10 protein-coding genes and 4 tRNA genes are annotated in these 20,694 nt (G+C 49.7%); 2 read left to right on the top strand and 12 right to left on the bottom strand.

Going from position 1 to position 20,694, the window contains the following annotated elements; translation table 11 throughout:
- Nucleotides 1-3: 3 nt before the first annotated feature.
- Together PCI15_RS20665 and PCI15_RS20670 are read left to right on the top strand one after the other, a co-directional pair.
- Nucleotides 4-2,175: a peptidase domain-containing ABC transporter gene (locus tag PCI15_RS20665; protein WP_271271807.1), complete on the top strand. Its 2,172-nt coding sequence runs from the start codon at nt 4-6 to the stop codon at nt 2,173-2,175.
- Nucleotides 2,172-3,524 (top strand): HlyD family type I secretion periplasmic adaptor subunit, encoded by a 1,353-nt coding sequence (locus PCI15_RS20670; RefSeq protein ID WP_271271808.1) that lies wholly within the window; start codon nt 2,172-2,174, stop codon nt 3,522-3,524. The genes PCI15_RS20665 and PCI15_RS20670 overlap by 4 nt, the downstream gene beginning before the upstream one ends.
- Nucleotides 3,525-4,171: 647 nt before the next feature.
- Here PCI15_RS20670 and PCI15_RS20675 read toward each other — a convergent pair.
- The 12 genes from PCI15_RS20675 to PCI15_RS20730 form a co-directional block, all read right to left on the bottom strand.
- A tRNA-Arg gene (locus tag PCI15_RS20675) sits at nt 4,172-4,248 on the bottom strand.
- A gap of 130 nt (nt 4,249-4,378) precedes the next feature.
- A tRNA-Arg gene (locus tag PCI15_RS20680) sits at nt 4,379-4,455 on the bottom strand.
- A 53-nt stretch (nt 4,456-4,508) separates the two neighbouring features.
- Nucleotides 4,509-4,585 (bottom strand) — tRNA-Arg (locus PCI15_RS20685).
- Between the two features lie 4 nt (nt 4,586-4,589).
- Nucleotides 4,590-4,679: transfer RNA gene (locus PCI15_RS20690), tRNA-Ser, on the bottom strand.
- Nucleotides 4,680-4,740: 61 nt separating this feature from the next.
- Nucleotides 4,741-4,926 (bottom strand): carbon storage regulator CsrA, encoded by a 186-nt coding sequence (gene csrA, locus PCI15_RS20695; protein WP_205660109.1) that lies wholly within the window; start codon nt 4,924-4,926, stop codon nt 4,741-4,743.
- A gap of 129 nt (nt 4,927-5,055) precedes the next feature.
- The gene (locus PCI15_RS20700; RefSeq protein WP_271271809.1) at nt 5,056-6,291 is read right to left on the bottom strand and encodes an aspartate kinase; all 1,236 of its coding nucleotides are present in this window, start codon (nt 6,289-6,291) and stop codon (nt 5,056-5,058) included.
- 35 nt (nt 6,292-6,326) lie between these two features.
- Nucleotides 6,327-8,882: an alanine--tRNA ligase gene (gene alaS, locus PCI15_RS20705; protein WP_271274661.1), complete on the bottom strand. Its 2,556-nt coding sequence runs from the start codon at nt 8,880-8,882 to the stop codon at nt 6,327-6,329.
- A 192-nt stretch (nt 8,883-9,074) separates the two neighbouring features.
- Nucleotides 9,075-9,560, bottom strand: a complete 486-nt coding sequence (locus tag PCI15_RS20710) for a regulatory protein RecX (protein ID WP_376787827.1) — start codon at nt 9,558-9,560, stop codon at nt 9,075-9,077.
- Between the two features lie 85 nt (nt 9,561-9,645).
- The gene (recA, locus tag PCI15_RS20715; RefSeq protein WP_271271811.1) at nt 9,646-10,689 is read right to left on the bottom strand and encodes a recombinase RecA; all 1,044 of its coding nucleotides are present in this window, start codon (nt 10,687-10,689) and stop codon (nt 9,646-9,648) included.
- A 96-nt stretch (nt 10,690-10,785) separates the two neighbouring features.
- Nucleotides 10,786-11,283 (bottom strand): CinA family protein, encoded by a 498-nt coding sequence (locus tag PCI15_RS20720; RefSeq protein ID WP_271271812.1) that lies wholly within the window; start codon nt 11,281-11,283, stop codon nt 10,786-10,788.
- A 151-nt stretch (nt 11,284-11,434) separates the two neighbouring features.
- The gene (locus tag PCI15_RS20725; protein WP_271271813.1) at nt 11,435-12,226 is read right to left on the bottom strand and encodes a substrate-binding periplasmic protein; all 792 of its coding nucleotides are present in this window, start codon (nt 12,224-12,226) and stop codon (nt 11,435-11,437) included.
- A 284-nt stretch (nt 12,227-12,510) separates the two neighbouring features.
- Nucleotides 12,511-20,049: a cadherin repeat domain-containing protein gene (locus tag PCI15_RS20730; protein ID WP_271271814.1), complete on the bottom strand. Its 7,539-nt coding sequence runs from the start codon at nt 20,047-20,049 to the stop codon at nt 12,511-12,513.
- Nucleotides 20,050-20,694: the final 645 nt, after the last annotated feature.

Genomic DNA, 20,694 nt, shown 5'->3' on the forward strand with positions numbered 1-20,694 from the left:
CAGATGACGACGCCCCCTGTTTTTGAACGCCCGCCAATTGTCTCCGAGCGACTGGCGGAAGCGTTGCGCACTGATAATACTGATGAATTCCACGATACATCGCCTTACGCAGCCTGTCTGCTGCCACTTTTGCGGGAACTGGGCTGGAATAACTATGCCCGGGACCTGATTGAGGCCCTGCCTCACTTTTCTGAGCAGATAGACCTGATCGACCTTCGTAATATTCTCGTCACCCTCGGTTACGACAGCTCACCGCTAAAAACCGATATCCACTCATTACAGGACGAGCTTTATCCTGCTCTGTTTATATCCAATGGCGGCAAAGTTCTGTTACTTCAGGGTAAGCGCGATGGCCTGATTTATTATTACGACGCCCAGACCAACCAGTACGAATCAACACCCAAACTGCGCTTAAAGGGCACTGCCTATCTGTTCACCGACAGCAATGCCAGCTACGGCAACAACCCAACAGATGTGCCGGGTGATGACTGGTTTGGCAATTTACTGCAACGCTTCCAGAAGATGATCATTCACCTGCTGGGCATGACCTTTGTTATCAATCTGGTTGCCTTGCTGGTACCTATATTTATCATGGTTATCTACGACAAGGTGATTGGTGCAAAATCAGCCGAAACCCTGCCATTCCTTATTTCAGGGGTCACCATACTGCTGATTACAGATCTGGGCTTACGCTTCCTCAGAGCCAAATTACTGGGCATTACCGCCGGCAGGCTGGACTACCTCATAGGCAATGAAACCTTTAAGCGCATGCTGTATTTGCCGCCACTCTATACAGAACGCTCCACCGTTGCCGCTCAACTATCCCGCCTGAAGCAGTTCGATTCCGTACGTGACTTTTTCACCGGCCCGAGCGCAGCCGTTGCCCTGGAACTGCCGTTCGTTGCCATGTTCCTGATCGTAATAGGTATCCTTGGCGGCCCGCTGGCGCTGATTCCACTGGGTATGGTGATGGCATTTATTATTCTCGGCCTGATCTGGATACCGGTTATAAATACCCGCATTCTTCGCGCCGGCAAAGCCCGTACAGATAAGCAGCGCATCATTATGCAGACCGTTGCCGGCCGCAAAGAAATCAAAGCCATTGGCGGTGAAACCGTCTGGTGGGAACGTTTCCGCGAGAACTCAGGAGAAGCCGTACTGGCGAACTATCAGACCTTCCTGTCCAACAATCTGATGAACAATCTGGCACAGGGGCTGATGACCTTCTCAGGCGTCGCTGTACTGGCCATCGGCACCATGCAGGTAATTAACGGTGAAATTACGATCGGTGCACTGATTGCCATCATGGCACTGGTGTGGCGCGTATTGTCTCCGTTGCAAAGTGCTTTCCTGTCATTTTCCAAATTTCAGCAAGCCCTGAAAGCCATCAAACAAATCAACCAGCTCATGCGCCTGCGCAATGAAAGAAAAGGAGGCAAGTCAGGGCTGGTACTTTCGAAGCTGAAGGGCAATATCCGCATCGACAGAGTCAGCTTCCGCTACGGCCCTGACCGGGACCCTGCTCTGCTGGGCGCATCATTTGAAGTAAAAGCCGGCGAGATGATCGCGATTACCGGCAATACCGGCTCGGGAAAATCCACTCTGATTAAAATGATTGCCGGCATGTACGCCCCCCAGGCTGGCAGCATCAGCATGGACAACATGGATCTTCGACAACTGAATGCCATGGACCTTCGCCGCGCTGTAGCTTATGTACCCCAGCAAACACACATGTTCCATGGTTCCATTGCACAGAACATTCGCCTGAACAACAGCCTGGCAACCGATGAAGATATCCGCGCTGCGGCCATGGAAGCTGGCGTACTGGAAGAAATTCTGGCCTTACCGCATGGCTTTGAGACCCGCCTGGGCGACACCGTTATTGACCATATGCCGCCTGGCTTCCTGCGCTCACTTTCGATGTGCCGCGCCTTTGTCAGCCCGGCTAAAATCCTGTTACTTGACGAACCGGGCGCATCACTGGATCTGGAATCGGACAACCGCTTCATAGAACAGCTCAAACGACTGAAAGGCAACCGTTCAATTGTCATGGTCAGCCACCGGCCAAGCCATATACGCCTGGCGGACAAAGCCGTACTTATGGAGCAAGGCACCGTAATCCATATCGGCCCCCCACAAGAAGTTATTGCCCTGACGCTGGAGAAGTCGGCATGAGTAAAAACAAAAATGTGTTCTCTTCCCACGGCGGCGCCAGCCTGCCACGCGCCCGCGCCCGCTTTCTGGCTCAGGCAATCCAGCTGGAAGAACACGAACCGGCCGGCATCATCAATGCAGCCATTTATTTCACCGCCTTTATTCTGGTGGCCTCAATTGTCTGGGCAATACTGACCAAGGTTGACGAAGTCACATCTACCCGTGGTGAAGTCGTGCCTGCCGGCCTTATACATGATGTACAGCATCTGGAAGGCGGTATCGTCAGTGAAATTCTGGTCCGTAATGGTGATCAGGTGCAAAACGGCGATTTACTGCTGCGCTTTGCACCTCCTGCCAGCCAGTCTGAACTCCAGCAACTGGAAATTCGTCGCGCCGCTTTCATTCTGGAAAGTGAGCGCCTGCAGGCAATCCTTGATGACCGGATTCCGTCTTTTGGTGAAATAGGTAACAGCTACCCAGCCCTTGCCGATAAGCAAATGACTATTTATTCCGCACAACTGGCCAGCCAGAACAGCGAACTGAGTGTCATTGACTCACAAATCCGCCAGCGGAATGAAGAAATAAAGCAGCAGCGCAATAAGGCAAAGTCCATCAGAAAAAAAGTTGAGCTGCTTAAAGAACAGGTATCTATTCGCTCCAGACTGGTTAAAAGCAACGTGGTATCCAAAGCGGAGCTGCTGACCAGCCAGACCAGCCTTGCTGATGCACAAAGCGAAAGCCTTAGCATTGTTGACGGTATCCGCGTTGCAGAATCCGCGCTTACCGAAGCCGAGCAGCGGCGTATCGAACTCAGCGCACGCTTCAAAAAAGACATAGAACTGGAAGCAGGTAGCGTCGGCGAAGAGCTTGCTGAAATTGAACAGTCACTGATCCGGGTGCGTGACAGAGTTAAGCGACTGGACATCTACGCACCGCTGACCGGTATCGTACAGGATCTTTCCATTACCCGGATCAATGCTGTAGTTGATCCTGGCCAGGTAATTATGCAACTGGTACCCACCGATGACGAGGTCATCATTGAAGCGCGCATATTGCCAAACGAAATTGGCCACATCAGCATCGGCCAGCGAGCAGAAATCAAGGTAGACAGCTACGACTCCGCACGCTTTGGCACTGTTGACGGCGTCATAGAACGCCTCTCTGCAACAACCTATCTGGATGACAAAAAAGACCCTTATTTCAGAGCAGAGATCAGCCTGACAACCAACTGGGTGGGTGACAACACTAAACTGACACTGTCACCGGGCATGACCGTTACCGCAGACATAAAAACCGGCAGCAAGTCCATTATGGATTATCTGCTTAAACCGATATCCCGCGGCCTGGATACTGCATTCAGGGAACGCTGATACGCACTCAATTCAAGAGCCGCCTGCTACCACAGGCGGCTTTTTTAATGCAAAAGCCACTCTCTGACCTCTACAGAGACACACCGCCTGACAACCCGGCTTAACAACCCGCCCGAACACTCCCCCAGACTAAAACAGTCGAAACGGCTGCACCACCCACTCCACAGCCTGACACAGCTTCTCAGAATGACCTTCAACACAGTAGCAAACACACTAAAAATGCCGCACAGCCCTCTGCAACCCCACAGATAACACATTCCGACCGCCAGCGAAGATCGCCAGCGAAGATCGCCAGCGAAGATCGCCAGCGAAGATCGCCAGCGAAGATCGCCAGCGAAGATCGCCAGCGAAGATCGCCAGTCTTGCCGCCCTTCCCGCAATCAGCAAGGCACACCTCACCGCTACACCGGCCACCTGAACATAGCTTTATTCCGGACAAGAACAGTCACACAGACCTCTTCACAATCAACCGCACTGAAGGAACTGAGAACCCATCTGAAGGCCAGGCAAACCGAAGCCAACCCAAGAGCGCCGCCATAGCAATCACAGCACACAGAGAAGCTCAGAGCGGACAGCAAAAGTTTTGCCGATGAAAGCAACAGAAAAAGAAATGGAATGTTTAAAACATGTAAGAAGAGAAGAGACAGTGGCGCGCCCGGCACGATTCGAACGTGCGACCGCCTGGTTCGTAGCCAGGTACTCTATCCAGCTGAGCTACGGGCGCTTAATCACTGCAAAACTGTCTCAGAAGTGTCAGAGGCAAAACATCAACTTTACAACGCATCATTCGCTGTAAACCTTTTGCTCTACATTTGAAAAAATACAAAGACTTAAAACAGATACTTGGATTAGGATGGCGCGCCCGGCACGATTCGAACGTGCGACCGCCTGGTTCGTAGCCAGGTACTCTATCCAGCTGAGCTACGGGCGCTTAATCCAAGTTTTGTTGTTTATCCCACCATTTCACTTAACCCTAAAGTTAAGTGGCGCGCCCGGCACGATTCGAACGTGCGACCGCCTGGTTCGTAGCCAGGTACTCTATCCAGCTGAGCTACGGGCGCTAAATGGCGGTGAGAGAGGGATTCGAACCCTCGATAGAGTTTCCCCTATACGCCCTTAGCAGGGGCGCGCCTTCAGCCACTCGGCCATCTCACCTCAACAACGGCGCGTATATTACAAGAATGATTTTCAAAAGAAAAGCATTAATTTCAGAAATTTACTCTTGGTTACCTTCTTGCTTTTCTTTCTGAATACGCTGATAAATTTCTTCACGATGCACAGACACATCTTTAGGTGCATTAACACCAATACGCACCTGATTTCCCTTCACACCCAGGACAGTCACAGTGACGTCGTCACCAACCATTAGCGTTTCGCCTACACGGCGAGTAAGAATTAACATTAAATAATCTCCTTATTTAAGCGCCAGAGCGTCCTAATCTGTAGTAGTAACAACAGATTAACAGACCTCTGGCGTTAAACAAATAAAATGTGCAACAACAGCAACACAGAACTACTTAAACAGTGGCTGCTACTCACTAACCGTATCAACAGCATTCAAATCAAACGCTGAATGAAGTCCCCGGACAGCTAATTCCAGGTACTTTTCAGCGATCACTACAGAAACCTTAATTTCTGAAGTGGAAATCATCTGAATATTGATGTTCTCATTAGCCAGGGAATCAAACATCTTACTGGCTACACCTGCGTGAGAACGCATGCCGACACCAACGATTGATACTTTAGCTATTTTGTTATTACCAATAACTTCACGCGCACCCAGCTCCTCTTTAACTTTAGTCAGGATTTCTTCAGCCTGATTAAAATCATTACGGTGCACTGTAAACGTGAAGTCCGTGGTGTTATCTGCTGCCACATTTTGCAAAATCATATCGACTTCGATATTGGCACGACTGACTGGACCCAAAATCCGCGAAGCTACGCCTGGAATATCAGGGACACCCAGTATTGTCAGTTTTGCTTCGTCGCGGTTAAAGGCAATCCCTGAAATGACCGGTTTTTCCACTGTATCCTCTTCCTCTGTAGTTATAAGCGTTCCTGGTCCATCCTGAAAGCTGTGTAATACCCGTAACGGCACATTATATTTGCCGGCGAACTCCACAGCCCGAATTTGCAGTACTTTCGATCCAAGACTGGCCATTTCCAGCATTTCTTCAAAAGTAATCTCGTCGAGACGCTGAGCGCCCTCAACAACCCGCGGATCGGTTGTATACACACCGTCCACATCTGTATAAATCTGACATTCATCAGCCTTCAGCGCAGCAGCAAGCGCCACACCTGTAGTATCAGAGCCACCACGCCCAAGCGTCGTAATGTTACCCAGCTCATCTACCCCCTGAAAACCGGCAACCACAACCACGCGGCCCATATCCAGCTCAGCGCGCATCGGGTCAACCTCGATGTCCTGAATACGTGCCTTCATATGGCTGTCATCCGTCAGAATTTTAACCTGACTGCCGGTAAATGAGCGCGCGCTTACGCCACGGGCTTCCAGTGCCATACATAATAGCGCAATGGTTACCTGCTCACCGGTAGAAACCAGCACATCCATCTCACGGGGAGAGGGCTGCTCCTGCATTTCTTTAGCCATTCCAATCAGACGATTAGTCTCGCCACTCATGGCAGAAACAACCACTACAACGTCGTGACCAGCCTGACGAAAGCCTTTCACTTTATCGGCGACAGCCTGAATCCGCTCGACTGAGCCAACAGAGGTGCCACCATATTTCTGTACAAATAGGGCCATTTACCTATTTCCTTAATAGCCTTGCAGACTAAAAACTACGACAAATTGTTTTCTACCAGCCCGGCAACTTCTGCCAGAACAGCAGGCAACGCTGCTGCATCGGTACCACCACCCTGAGCAAAGTCCGGACGACCACCGCCCTTACCACCCAGCTTAGCTGTTAGCTCACGAACCAGGTCGCCAGCTTTTACTTTAGCAGTCAGATCTTTACTGACACCGGCAGCAAGGCTGACTTTACCGTCCGCCACTGTCGCCAGCACAACCACTGCACTGCCTAATTTATTCTTCAACTGATCAATCGTGTCACGCAGCGCTTTCGGCTCAATGCCTTCAAGCACTTCTGCCAGCACCTTTACGCCAGCCACATCAGCAGCTGCGCTGACCAGGTCAGCACCTTTAGCTGCAGCAAGTTTAGCTTTTAACTGCTCAAGCTCTTTTTCCAACTGACGGGTTTTACCCTGCTGATCAGTCAGCTTATCCTGTAACTGCGCGCTGACACCGGCCATGAAGTCCAGAGCCGCCTTTCCGGTGACTGCTTCAACCCGGCGTACGCCTGCCGCAATACCGCCTTCTGAAACAATTTTCAGCAACGCAATATCACCGGTACGCTGAGCATGCGTACCGCCGCAAAGCTCAACCGAGAAGTCGCCACCCATGGTTAAAACGCGAACTTCATCATCGTACTTCTCACCAAACAGTGCCATAGCACCTTTCTCTTTGGCGGAATCAATGTCCATGACGTCAGTTTCAATCAGAGTATTGCGGCGAACCTCTTCATTCACCATCTCTTCAACTGCCTGCAACTCTTTCGCGGTTACCGCTTCAAAGTGCGAAAAGTCAAAACGTAAGCGCTCAGCATCGTTCAGAGAGCCTTTTTGCTGAACATGTGAACCTAATACACGACGCAATGCTTCGTGAAGGACGTGAGTCGCGGAATGGTTAACAGCCGTCTTCTGACGTCGTTCTGCATCAACTTCAGGGAACAGAGTATCACCAACCTTAATAGTTCCCTGCTGCAGTTCACCGTGATGCAGGTGGTTCTTACTTTCTTTGGTACAGTCAGCTACCGTGAAGATAAGCCCTTCAGCCTTCAGCAAACCACTGTCACCCACCTGACCACCGGACTCTGCATAGAACGGCGTCTCGTCAAGCACAACAATCCCTTTATCACCGGCATTCAGCACATCAACAGCCGCGCCATCAGAGAACAAACCTACAACCTTGGCAGAGCCCTGCAAATGCTCATAACCTGTAAAGCTGGTCTCGCCGTCGAGCGTCAGCGCATCGTTATAGTCAACATTGAATTTGCCAGCTGCTCGCGCCTGCGTACGCTGCTGTTCCATCGCCTTTTCAAAACCTGCCATATCAATGGTCAGTTCCTGCTCACGTGCAACATCAGCAGTCAGATCAACCGGGAAACCATAGGTGTCATAAAGTTTGAAAACTGTTTCACCGGGAATTTCTGTTCCTTCCAGTTTGGAAATGACCGTTTCAAGCAGTCCCATGCCATGCTCTAGGGTCTTGGCAAACTGCTCTTCTTCTTTAAGCAGAACTTTTTCAATCAGCTCTTGCTGAGCTGTAAGATCCGGGTAAGCCGCTCCCATCTCCTTCACGAGTGCAGCAACAAGCTTATGGAAGAATGCACCCTGAGCACCCAGCTTCTTACCGTGACGTACCGCACGGCGAATAATGCGGCGCAAAACATAACCCGCACCTTCGTTACTCGGAATAACGCCATCGAGTATCAGGAAAGAACAGGAACGGATGTGATCAGCAATAACCCGCAGAGATTTATTATCCAGATCGTTGCTTCCCACTGCAGCGGCGGCAGCCTTCAGCAGGTTTTGGAAAAGGTCAATCTCATAGTTGGAGTGCACGTTCTGCAGAACAGCCGCAATACGCTCAAGCCCCATACCTGTATCCACAGATGGCTTAGGTAATGGCGTCATTTCACCATCGGCAGCACGGTTGAACTGCATGAATACCAAATTCCAGATTTCGATATAGCGGTCGCCATCTTCTTCAGGGCTGCCCGGAGGTCCGCCCCAGATGTCCGCACCGTGGTCGTAGAAAATCTCAGAGCTGGGTCCGCAAGGGCCGGTATCACCCATAGACCAGAAGTTATCTTCATCCAGTTTGGAGAAGCGCTCAGGATCGATCCCAACTTCTTCTTTCCAGATTTTTTCTGCTTCATCATCACTGATATGAACCGTAATCCACAGCTTTTCTTTTGGCAGCTGCAGTACTTCTGTCAGGAAGGTCCATGCAAAGTTGATTGCATCACGCTTAAAGTAATCACCGAAACTGAAGTTACCCAGCATCTCAAAGAAGGTATGGTGGCGCGCTGTATAACCTACGTTATCCAGATCGTTATGCTTACCGCCCGCACGTACACAACGCTGCGAGGTAGTCGCACGGGTATAAGGACGCTGGTCGCTTCCCAGGAATACATCCTTAAACTGAACCATACCTGCGTTAGTAAACATCAGGGTAGGGTCGTTGGCAGGGATCAGAGAACTACTTTCAACAATCTGATGGCCGTTGTTTTCAAAGTAGTTTAGAAATGCCTGTCGCAGTTCGGCACTTGTCATATTTTTCATACAGTTATCGCTCGCAACACCTAAAATAGCACCCTGATCGATTCATTTACCTACGCATTCAATCAAAAGCAACCGGAAAAAACAGTGTAAAAATGGCGATGTAGTATATAACGTGTCAATAAATTGTTCGAATATTTTTAGCAACTAAGGCTTATATTAATATTTCTCTTTAATTTTCAGGATTTATTCTTCTTTTGCATCAATAGCATAGCGAGTCTGTTCTGCGTCAAATCCTCTCTGCATCATGTAACGCATGCGTTTCGCATACCCCTTGGCATCAAAACTTTCTTCACTCCGGAACTTACGGCGATACACATCCAGCGCCAGGGCAAACCAGTCAATTTCCTGTTCCTGCATTGCCAAATCAAGCATGTCTGCTGAGATACCTTTATCTCTCATATCGAACTGAATTTTTTTAGGACCGTAGCCCTGATTTACTCGCTGCCGCAAAAAACTTTCAACAAAACGCTGATCGCTGACATAACCACTTTCCTGCAAACTGAATATGACATTGTCCAGCATATCTTCATCAGCACACCTGCCTGCTAACTTCGTCATCAGTTCTTTCACCGAGTGCTCCCGGCGCGCAAGCAATCCCAGCGCTGCATTTTTGATATCTGACTCAGTCTCCAGCATTTTTCCGGATTTTTCTGAACGGTTAAAGCCCATATTTTTCCCTTTTTCCCAGACACAAAAAACCCTGCCAAAAGCAGGGTTTAAAGATAATCAGCTCATTAACACCGATTTATGTATGTTACAGATCCAGCTGAGGTGCCGCTTCAGCATCCTTTCCTTCTTCCTGAACAACAGGTGTTGTCAGTAATTTAGCCCGGATAGCAGCTTCGATCTCACTGGCCACCTCTGAGTTTTCTTCCAGATAACGGGCAGCATTCGCTTTACCCTGACCAATCTTATCGCCTTTGTATGCATACCATGCACCGGATTTATCAATCAGACCTTCTTTCACGCCCAGATCGATAACCTCACCCATATGGTAGATACCCTGACCATACAGAATCTGGAATTCAGCCTGACGGAATGGAGGAGCCACCTTGTTCTTAACCACTTTTACGCGGGTTTCGTTACCGACAATTTCATCCCCCTGCTTCACTGCACCGATCCGGCGGATATCAAGACGAACAGATGAGTAGAATTTCAGTGCGTTACCGCCAGTTGTTGTTTCAGGGCTGCCGAACATCACACCGATCTTCATACGAATCTGGTTAATGAAAATAACCAGTGTATTGGCATTCTTCACATTGGCCGTCAGTTTACGCAGTGCCTGAGACATCAGACGGGCCTGAAGACCTACGTGGGAATCACCCATGTCGCCTTCAATTTCAGCTTTAGGTGTCAGCGCCGCCACAGAGTCAATAACCAGCACATCAACCGCACTGGAGCGTACCAGCATGTCGGTAATTTCCAGCGCCTGCTCACCGGTATCCGGCTGAGACACCAGCATTTCATCAACATTTACACCCAGTTTTTCGGCGTAAGTCGGATCCAGCGCATGCTCCGCATCAACGAACGCACAGGTTTTGCCAAGTTTCTGAGCTTCCGCAATGACCTGCAGTGTCAGGGTTGTTTTACCGGACGATTCCGGCCCGTAGATTTCAACAATCCGACCCATAGGTAAACCACCGATACCCAGCGCAATATCCAGCGTCAGGGAACCGGTCGACACAGCAGGAATAACTTCACGCGGCTGATCACCCATGCGCATAACTGCACCTTTACCAAACTGGCGTTCGATCTGACCCAGGGCAGCATCAAGAGCTTTCTTTCTGTTGTCGTCCATATTAGAACCTATAAATCTGTGGAGAAATTAAATACTGTACGTTTGCACAGCATTATTATCGCAGCTGAATCACATTGCAAGCAAAAATATGTTTTTTTATACAGTATTTTTATCCAGTAATTTTATCAGTCCGCTAAGTGCCTGTTCTATCGCCTGAAGTCGCACTGCAGCACGATCACCCGCAAACTGATATACCTTTGTAAAAGATGTGGCCGCACTGTGCCAGGCGATCCATACCGTCCCAACAGGCTTAGCGTCAGTTCCTCCTCCGGGTCCCGCGACGCCGCTCACAGCCACACTGATGTGCGCCTGACTATTCGTCACAGCTCCCGTCGCCATTGCCTGCACCACCTGCTCACTGACAGCACCATAGGCCTCAATGACAGACGCAGGCACATCCAGCATACGAGTTTTTGCCTGATTACTATAGGTAACAAAGCCGGCATCAAACCAGGCTGAGCTTCCTGCCAGTTCGGTAATCGCGGTAGCAATTCCACCACCGGTGCATGACTCAGCCGTTGCAATCATAACCCCCTGACTTTCGGCCAGTGTTGCCAGTTCCCGAACCCGCTTTTCAATTATTTCTGTTGTCATATATTTCGTGCTGCAGAAGAATAGAATACCTATAGAATGCGATGTATCAGACAGTGCTGCAAGAGGACAGGCATTCAGCAAACAGCTACCGGCAATAAATGATGTTTTACCCGGAGGTTTTCCTGCAGCAGCTCACTGAAGCGATGTAAGGTTAATCTACCGCCTTTACGTGGCGCCCCAGCCGCTGCATCCAGATCTGATCTAAACTGCCATTCTCCAGCAACACTTCATAGGCTGTGTTAAACGCTTTGATCAGATACTCTCCCTCAGGATGTTGCTTACTGATAATCAGATATTCCGAGATGGTCCGGAACGGTTCTTCAGCTGCCACAATCATCTGGCCAGCTTGCTGACCCAACTCCCTGTTCACTGAACTCCAGCCCACCAGATCGTTCGACACGACAAAGTCGACCCGCTTTGCTGACAGCATCTGAAAACATCCATCCATATCCCGTGCTTCGAAACGTTCCAAACGCGCCTGTTTAACCATGTCCCTGAGCTCAGGCTCGGTCTGATAACCGAGGGGCTGACAATAGGATAAACCGGCCAGATCATTTGCTCTGGTGAATGTGAACGCTGCATGTTCATGCATAAACACCCTGATATTTATCCGGTTCACCGGCCGCGAGTAGAAAAATAATTTTGACCGTTCAAGGCCCCAGGCATATGGAAACGTTGCATCACTCTGAACATTCAAAACCCGCTGGTAAGCCCGGTTCCACGGATAAAAACCCAGCTTTGGCCGATACCCCATTTCTGTAAACACCCGTGTCACGACTTCAGAAACCACACCCCCTTCAGGCAGCTCACTGCTAACGTAAGGTGCGTAATCCGGGCCGGTAGCCAGATCAACTACCTGCTTCGCAGCTACCGTATGAACAGCAGCAATGCTGAATAAAATGCCTGCCAGGACACCACGTAGATAAACGAACCTGAAACTCATAGGAATACACTCTGCCACGGATCATTCAAACGTTATTTTTGTGCTAAGAACATGAATTTATAACAAATTTCCATAAAATTTGCAGACATAAACCTATGAAAAACAACAGGTACTGTTTTCCGTTTTATGCTGACCCGCTTTTACAGTCACACCTGTCACGCAGAACCGTTCATCTCCAACGATAAACAGAAACAAAAAAAGCCCTGACAAACAGGGCTAAAAGGTGAGTGTAGCTCTTACAAATCATGACCAGCCCGGGGCTGGCCATGATTCATTACGTCCTGTCAGAACCAACTATCCTGATCTGAAAAAGTCTCTAATGGCGGCGACTGAACAGAGGTATCCAGTTGCTGTACGGCTTCCTGAATATTACCCTGCCGGCTGCCAGTTTCAGTTTGTTCCCGGGCACTGTCGTCTGTTTTCTCAAACAGTGCATCCAGATCATGACTTTCACCATCATCCAGCAGGTCCGCAACATCCGGTATTCCGGCAATACTGTTATCAGCAGCACCTTCTCCTGACCATGGCTGTAGATTAGCCGTGTTATCAGAAGCTCCGATATCACCAGCCACAGGAACAGAGCCATCACTCAGAACCCCGGCAAAGTCACTCGCAAGGGCCTGATCGCCGAATAAAATCACCGGCGGTTCATTGACGTCCCGTACCGCGATGTCAAATTCCTGCTCTTCAACGGTGCCGTTGCTGGCCGTCGCCTGTACCCGGACGGTATGGCTGTTATTTGCCTCGTAATTCAATGGTCCGGCTACTGTAATTTCACCGGTTTGAGCATCGATAGCAAAACGGCCTTCAGCATCATCAGCAAGCGCATAGCTAATACTGTCATCCGGCCCGGCGCTGGCATTAGCAATAATCCCAACCGTTGTACCTGCCACACTGTTTTCATCTACGGCGTTATCAGCCGTATCTACATCCACCACAGTGCTGACCGGTGTGACTTCAACAACGTCAATCACGCCAATGATCAGGGTTTGCTGATCAGTTTTTCCACCAGCATCTGTGACCGTTACCGTAACGGTCACTGCGGTTTCCGTTTCATAGTCCAGACTCTGATCCGCTTTCAGCTTCAGAATGCCATCAACAATTTCAAAACGGCCATCATCCACACTGTATGTAGCCGTATCTGCCGCATCCGGATCCTGCACGGCCAGCGTAGCAATCGCCGCACCGGTAACACCTTCCTGTATCGCGAGCGTTAACGGATTACCTGCGGCATCAAGCCCCTGAACACTGAGGTTATCGATACCCCAGGACTCGTCATCAATGCCTTCACTGATGCCGGGATTTAAGCTGTCACTCAAGCGCAAGATCACATCGGTGCCCGGCTGGTCTATTTCAAGACGCACCTTATGAATCTGATCATCATCAGACCAGAAGTACCCATGACTTCCGCCTAAAGCAGCACCTGCCCCCTGTGTTAGCAGAGACCAGCTTACATTCCCTGATACACCTGAAGCACTTTCCTCCTGACGCAGCCAGCTTAAAGAAACGTCTATTTGCTGACCGTCCACCTCTATATGGAAGAGTTCATTATCCCAGGAGTCGATTTCATACAGATCAAACTCAACAACCGCTTTATCTGCACCAGGGTCAACAGTAAAGGTTTTTTCGACCGCACCACCAGCGCCAAAACGCCCCAGGAAACGGCTGAAGCCTGTACCACCGTCCGTTACGGTATTATCACTCCAGCCAGTAGCACCGTTTTCAAAAGTTTCAGTGACTGAGCCACCCTGGCCGCTGACCACCAGAGTCGGCGCTTCATTGGTATCACTGACAGCAATCGTGAAACTTTCTTCACTGACGGTTCCGTTACTGGCTGTCGCTTGCACCTTTATCGTATGGCTGCTGGCTGTTTCGTAATCCAGTTCACCGGCAACAGTTACTTCACCGGTCTGAGGGTTAATGGCGAAACGTCCGTCTGCATCATCAACAAGGCTATAGCTGACGGTGTCATCCGGCCCGGCTTTAGCACTGGCAGTAATGCCCACACCGGTGCCGGCCGCGCTGTTTTCATTCACAGAATTATCAAATGCATCTGTATCATTCACCGGGCTTACCGGCACGGTTTCATCTACATCAGCAACTCCGATAGTAAGCGTTTGCTGATCAGTTAAACCACCGGCATCGGTGACGGTTACCGTCACAGTGACAGAGCTTTCTGTCTCATAATCGAGGCTCTGGTCCGCTTTCAGCTTCAGAGTGCCGTCAACTACTTCAAAGCGGTCGTCATCCACAGCATAAGTAACAGCACCCGCACCATCCGGATCCTGCACCGCCAGCGTAGCCACTGTTGCACCCGCTACGCCCTCCTGAACAGACTGTGTTAACGGGCCACCGGTACTGTCCAGTGACGTCAGGCTGAAGTTATCAATTCCCCAGGATTCATTATCTATAGCTTCATCCAGCGTGCTGGTCAGCTTAAGAGTAAGGACATCGCCCGGATTCTGGACTTCTAAGCGAATCTTATGAATCTGATCGGTACCCTCAACATACCAGGCAGATGTAAATCCTAAATTATCGCTTGGCCCCTGAGGGGTAAACGTCCAGCTAACATTCCCCTGTATACCTGAAGATGCGTGTTCATCACTGCGAACAGATAACGGGATTTGAATTTGCTCACCGGCCACCTCGATAATAAAGCTCTCATTATCCCAGGAGTCGATTTCATACAGATCAAACTCAATAACCGCTGCTTCTGTACCACTTGCCAGCGCAAATGTTTTCTCAACCACATCCGGGCCGGCAAAGAAGCTCTGATTACCAAACCGGCCAAGGAAAGTACCGAAGTGCTCACCACCATCAGTAATGGTGTTATGGCTCCAGCCGGTTGCGCCATTATTAAAGTTCTCAGTCACTGAACTGCCAGACTGCCCTACAACGGTCAGCACCGGCGCTTCATTCAGATCGTTAACGGTAATCGAGAACTCTTTTTCACGGGTTGTACCGTTGCTGGCTATCGCCTGTACACCAACCGTGTAACGGCTGCCGGACTCATGATCCAGCTCGCCGGCCACTGTGATCTCACCGGTTTGCGAATTAATAGCGAAGCGACCATCTGCATCCCCAAACAGGTTATAGCTAACAGTGTCATCAACACCGGCAAATGCAGCGGCAGTAATACCAACAGAGGTACCGGTTGCACTGTTTTCATCCACGGAATTAACTGTTGTATCTGTATCTTCTATTTCACTGACATGTACTGTCTCATACACGTCAATGACACCGATTTTTAATGTTTGCTGGTCAGTTAACCCACTGGCGTCAGTGACTGTTACGGTTAATGTGACAGCGCTTTCTGTTTCATAATCCAGTGCCTGATCCGCTTTCAGCTTCAGAATACCCTCCACTACTTCAAAGCGGTCGTCATCCACAGCATAAGTAACAGCACCCACACCATCAGGATCCTTTACCTCCAGCGTCGCCACTGTTACACCGGCAATCCCTTCAGTAATCGCAAGCGTTAGCGGCTTACCTGAAGCATCGAGCCCCTGAACACTGAGGTTATCAATACCCCAGGATTCATCAGCGATTTCCTGATCCAGGGTGTCACTCAAACCCAGCGTGATACTTGATCCCGGCTGATCTATTTCTAAACGCACCCGGTGAATCTGATCACTGTCACTCCAGGAAATACCCTCAGTACCACCCAGTGCTGTACCTTCGCCCTGCGTCACTACAGACCAGGTAACATTACCGGTAGCACCTGCCGCCGACTCGTTACTTTCTTTCCAGTTAAACGTTAATTCAATCCGCTGACCGGCAACGTCTATTTTGAAGAGTTCACTGTCCCAGGAGTCGATCTCATAAAGATCAAATTCAATGACCGCTTTTTCCGCATCCGGATCAACCGCAAAGGTTTTTTCCACCGCTCCTCCGGCACCAAAACGCCCCAGAAAATTACTGAAGCCTGCACCACCATCCGTCACGGTATTATCGCTCCAGCCAGTGGCACCGTTTTCAAAGGTTTCAGTCACTGAACCGCTATTACCTGTCACTGTCAGAGTCGGGGCTTCATTCGTGTCGCTAACGGCGATTGTGAAATTTTCTTCACTGACCGTGCCATTACTGGCAGTTGCCTGCACCGTTATCGTATGACTGCTGGCCGTTTCATAATCCAGATCCCCGGCAACGGTGACTTCACCGGTCTGGGGATTAATGGCGAAACGCCCGTCCGCATCATCAACAAGACTATAGCTGACGGTATCGTCCGGACCGGCTGTAGCGCTGGCAGTAATACCCACACCGGTACCAACCGCGCTGTGCTCGTCAACTGAATTATCAACAGACTCCACATCTGTTACCGTGCTAACCGGGACAGTTTCATCCACATCAATAACACTCACAGTAAGTGTTTGCTGATCAGTTAACCCACTGGCGTCAGTGACTGTTACGGTTAACGTGACAGAGCTTTCCGTTTCATAGTCAAGAGTCTGATCAGCCTTCAGCTTCAGAGTACCGTCCACCACTTCAAAGCGGTCGTCATCCACGGCATAGGTCATATCACCGGAACCATCAGGGTCCTGCACTTCCAGCGTCGCCACTTTTGCACCGGCAATCCCTTCAGTAATCGCAAGCGTTAGTGGCTCACCTGAAGCGTCCAGCCCCTGAACACTGAGGTTATCGATGCCCCAGGATTCATCAGCGATTTCCTGATTCAGGGTATCACTCAGTCTCAGCGTAATGTCTGACTCCGGCTGGTCTATTTCTAAACGCACCCGGTGGATCTGATCACTGTCACTCCAGTAAGCTCCCTGAGTACCACCCAGTGCAGCTCCAGCCCCCTGCGTCACTACCGACCAGGTAACATTACCGGTAGCCCCGGCAACCGACTCGTTATTTTCTTTCCAGTTAAACGATAAATCTATCCGCTGGCCTGCCACATCAATGCGAAGCAGTTCGCTATCCCAGGAGTCAATCTCGTACAGATCGAACTCAACGACGGCTTTATCCGCATCCGGATCAACCGCAAAGGTTTTTTCCACCGCACCACCGGCACCAAAACGCCCCAGGAAGTTACTGAAGCCAGCACCACCATCCGTCACGGTATTATCACTCCAGCCAGCAGCACCGTTTTCAAAGGTTTCAGTCACTGAGCCACTATGACCTGTCACTGTCAGAGTCGGGGCTTCATTCGTGTCGCTAACGGCGATCGTGAAACTTTCCTCACTGACCGTGCCATTACTGGCAGCTGCCTGCACCGTTATCGTATGGCTGCTGGCCGTTTCGTAGTCCAGTTCGCCGGCAACGGTGACTTCACCGGTCTGGGGGTTAATGGTGAAACGTCCGTCCGCATCATTAACAAGGCTATAGGTGACGGTATCATCCGGACCGGCTTTAGCGCTGGCAGTAATACCCACACCGGCACCGACCGCGCTGTTCTCGTCGACTGAGTTATCAACAGACTCGACATCTGTTACCGAACTTACCGGGACGGTTTCGTCGACATCAATGATACCTATAGTCAGTGTTTGCTGATCGGTTAATCCACTGGCATCAGTGACTCTTACGGTTAACGTAACTGAGCTTTCAGTTTCATAGTCAAGACTCTGATCAGCCTTCAGCTTCAGAGTGCCGTCAACAACTTCGAAACGGTCATCATCCACAGCATACGTCACAACACCGGAACCATCCGGGTCCTGTACCGTCAGCGTAGCCACCGTTGCACCGGCCACTCCTTCAGTAATCGCAAGTGTTAGCGGATTACCTGAAGCACCGAATCCCTGAACACTGAGGTTATCAATACCCCAGGACTCATTATCAACTACTTCATCTAACGTACTACTTAGCTTCAGTGTCACATTGTTGTCAGGGTTCGTTATCTCCAGACGGACTTTATGGATCTGATCCGTCGCCCAGGAAGAACCTCCTAAACTGGCCCCCGGCCCCTGAGATTCCAAGGACCAACTGACATTACCTGAGGTGCCCGCGCGGTTCTCATCATCCCGGTATAAGTACAGTGGAATCTCTACCTGCTCACCTGCTATTTCAATGATGAAGTTTTCATTATCCCAGGAGTCGAGTTCATACAGATCAAATTCAATAACGGCTTGATCCGCATCCGGGTCAATTGCAAAGGTTTTCTCCACTGCCCCGCCAACACCAAAACGCCCCAGTAAATGACTAAAGCCTGCTCCACCATCTGTCACGGTATTATCGCTCCAGCCAGTGGCACCGTTTTCAAAGGTTTCCGTCTCTGTACCACTCAGGCCGTTTACTGTCAGAGTCGGGGCTTCATTAGTATTACCAACGGCAATTGTGAAACTTTCTTCACTGACCGTTCCGTTACTGGCAGTTGCCTGTACACGAACGGTGTGGCTACTGGCCGTTTCGTAGTCCAGTTCACCGGCAACAGTAACTTCTCCGGTTTGCGGATTAATAGCGAAACGCCCGCCGGCATCATCGATCAGCGCATAGGTAATGCTGTCATCCGGGCCAGCGGTCGCACTGGCGACAATACCTACACCCGCACCAACTGCACTGTTTTCATCCACGGTGTTTTCAGCGGTATCGTTATCAACAACCAAACTGACAGGTACGGTTTCATTGACATCATTTACGGCAATCATAAAGCTTGTTTCACTGACCGTGCCGTTACTGGCGGTTGCCTGTACACGAACGGTGTGAATGCTGGCCGTTTCGTAGTCCAGCTCACCGGCAACCGTAACCTCTCCGGTTTCCGGATTAATCGCAAAACGGCCTTCTGAATCATCTACCAGGCTGAAAGTAACTGTTTCGCCGGGGCCTGCGCTTGCAGCGGCTATGACGCCAACCGCCGTGCCAACGGCGGTATTTTCACTGACAGCATTCTCACTAATATCAACATCAATTACCGGGCTAACCGGTACAATCTCATCCACATCGTTAACGGTCACCGTAAAAACATCTTCACTGACCGTGCCGTTACTGGCAGTTGCCTGCACCCTGATTGTATGGCTGCTGGCCGTTTCGTAGTCCAGTTCACCGGCAACTGTAATTTCACCGGTTTGCGAATTGATAGCAAAACGCCCGCCGGCATCATCGGTCAGCGCATAGGTAACGCTGTCATCCGGGCCTGCGCCAGCGCTGGCGGTGATACCCACTCCGGTACCAATTGCCGCATTTTCCTCAACAGCATTGTCATCGGTATTGCTATCACCTACCGGGCTGACAGATATCACTTCATCAACATCACCGATCTCGATAAGAAATTCGTTGTCTACGGATGAGCCGTCTTCAGATATGGCCCGAATGACTACCACATATGAGCTTGCTGTCTCATAATCCAGGGGGGCCGCGACTGTTACCACGCCGGTCACTTCATCAACAGCAAACAAACCACCTGCACTGTCGATCATCTCATAACGGACGGCATCACCATCAGGATCAACGGCCTTCACCTGCAAACCGACAGCCCCTCCAATGACAGTATCTTCAGGTACAGGCGCTGTTGACGGGGTAATATTTGTCAACCCGGAATCTATAGGCTCACCGGCATTGAGAACCTCCACCCGGATATTACTCTGACTGGTTAAACCACCAGAATCAGTCACCGTAATGATCAGGGGTACCGATGCGGCCTCTTCATAATCAAGACTATATTCATCTTTGAGCTTCAACAGATTATCAACGAACTCAAACCGGTCATCATCGACACTGAAAATATGCTCCTGATCAAAGTCAGGATCGGCCACACCAAACTCTTTAATGTGAGCACCGGTTTCGTTTTCTTGAACTCTGTAGGTATATTCAGATGAACTGGCAGCCTGCTGCCCGATACTGTCGGGTAAAAACCGACCCGTGACGTTGTTAATATCTTGATTAGCCATTTCCATTCCTTGGTTGTATGTAGGTAAGAATACTTGCTGCACAGCAGGTGTATTCAATGCATCCTCCGTTTTACATGCACAGAGGTACTATCCGGCAATCCATCGCCCAGAAAAATTATGTTAAAAAAGGGGGAGAACTCCACCCTGACAGACCGTCAATCTAACAACAGAGGCTGAATTAAGCCTTAATTGCCCAGTTTGAAAAGTAAAAAACCTTATACACAAAAAGAAAAGTTCTAATTAAAAGATTGGCTACATGAACTTAAAACAATTGAAGCACGCAATATATGTAAAACAATAAAAATATTGAATGGTAATATTAAAAAACGTGCTACAAAACCCTGAACACTCATTAATAAAAACAGCTGAGAACGATATTGATAATAGAAAATACTGCACTACATAATTTTCAGCTTCATACTTATCATCGGGATATTTTATTAAATCATCTGACCCATAAGCATTAATTCACATAATCGGTTGCAAACTTTCTGTAAAACAGGGTAAATTAATTTTACGTAACACAATACAAAACAACATCCAGCCTGCTAAGCACGGTAATATAAGTCAGGCCTTACTCTTAAAATGGCGTGAACAACTGAATATAACACCTCATGATCAAGACTCGCTTGTTGCTGGCAGCAA

Origin of the sequence: Aliamphritea hakodatensis, assembly GCF_024347195.1 — a bacterium.
Classification (GTDB): Bacteria; Pseudomonadota; Gammaproteobacteria; order Pseudomonadales; family Balneatricaceae; genus Amphritea; species Amphritea hakodatensis.

Excerpts from the sequence above, each read along its gene's own strand:
- PCI15_RS20725 (WP_271271813.1), bottom strand. The coding sequence starts at position 12,226 with ATGAGTTTCAGGTTCGTTTATCTACGTGGTGTCCTGGCAGGCATTTTA.
- PCI15_RS20720 (WP_271271812.1), bottom strand. The coding sequence starts at position 11,283 with ATGACAACAGAAATAATTGAAAAGCGGGTTCGGGAACTGGCAACACTG.
- alaS (WP_271274661.1), bottom strand. The coding sequence starts at position 8,882 with ATGACAAGTGCCGAACTGCGACAGGCATTTCTAAACTACTTTGAAAAC.
- PCI15_RS20700 (WP_271271809.1), bottom strand. The coding sequence starts at position 6,291 with ATGGCCCTATTTGTACAGAAATATGGTGGCACCTCTGTTGGCTCAGTC.
- PCI15_RS20730 (WP_271271814.1), bottom strand. The coding sequence starts at position 20,049 with ATGGCTAATCAAGATATTAACAACGTCACGGGTCGGTTTTTACCCGAC.
- csrA (WP_205660109.1), bottom strand. The coding sequence starts at position 4,926 with ATGTTAATTCTTACTCGCCGTGTAGGCGAAACGCTAATGGTTGGTGAC.
- PCI15_RS20670 (WP_271271808.1), top strand. The coding sequence starts at position 2,172 with ATGAGTAAAAACAAAAATGTGTTCTCTTCCCACGGCGGCGCCAGCCTG.
- recA (WP_271271811.1), bottom strand. The coding sequence starts at position 10,689 with ATGGACGACAACAGAAAGAAAGCTCTTGATGCTGCCCTGGGTCAGATC.
- PCI15_RS20665 (WP_271271807.1), top strand. The coding sequence starts at position 4 with ATGACGACGCCCCCTGTTTTTGAACGCCCGCCAATTGTCTCCGAGCGA.
- PCI15_RS20710 (WP_376787827.1), bottom strand. The coding sequence starts at position 9,560 with ATGGGCTTTAACCGTTCAGAAAAATCCGGAAAAATGCTGGAGACTGAG.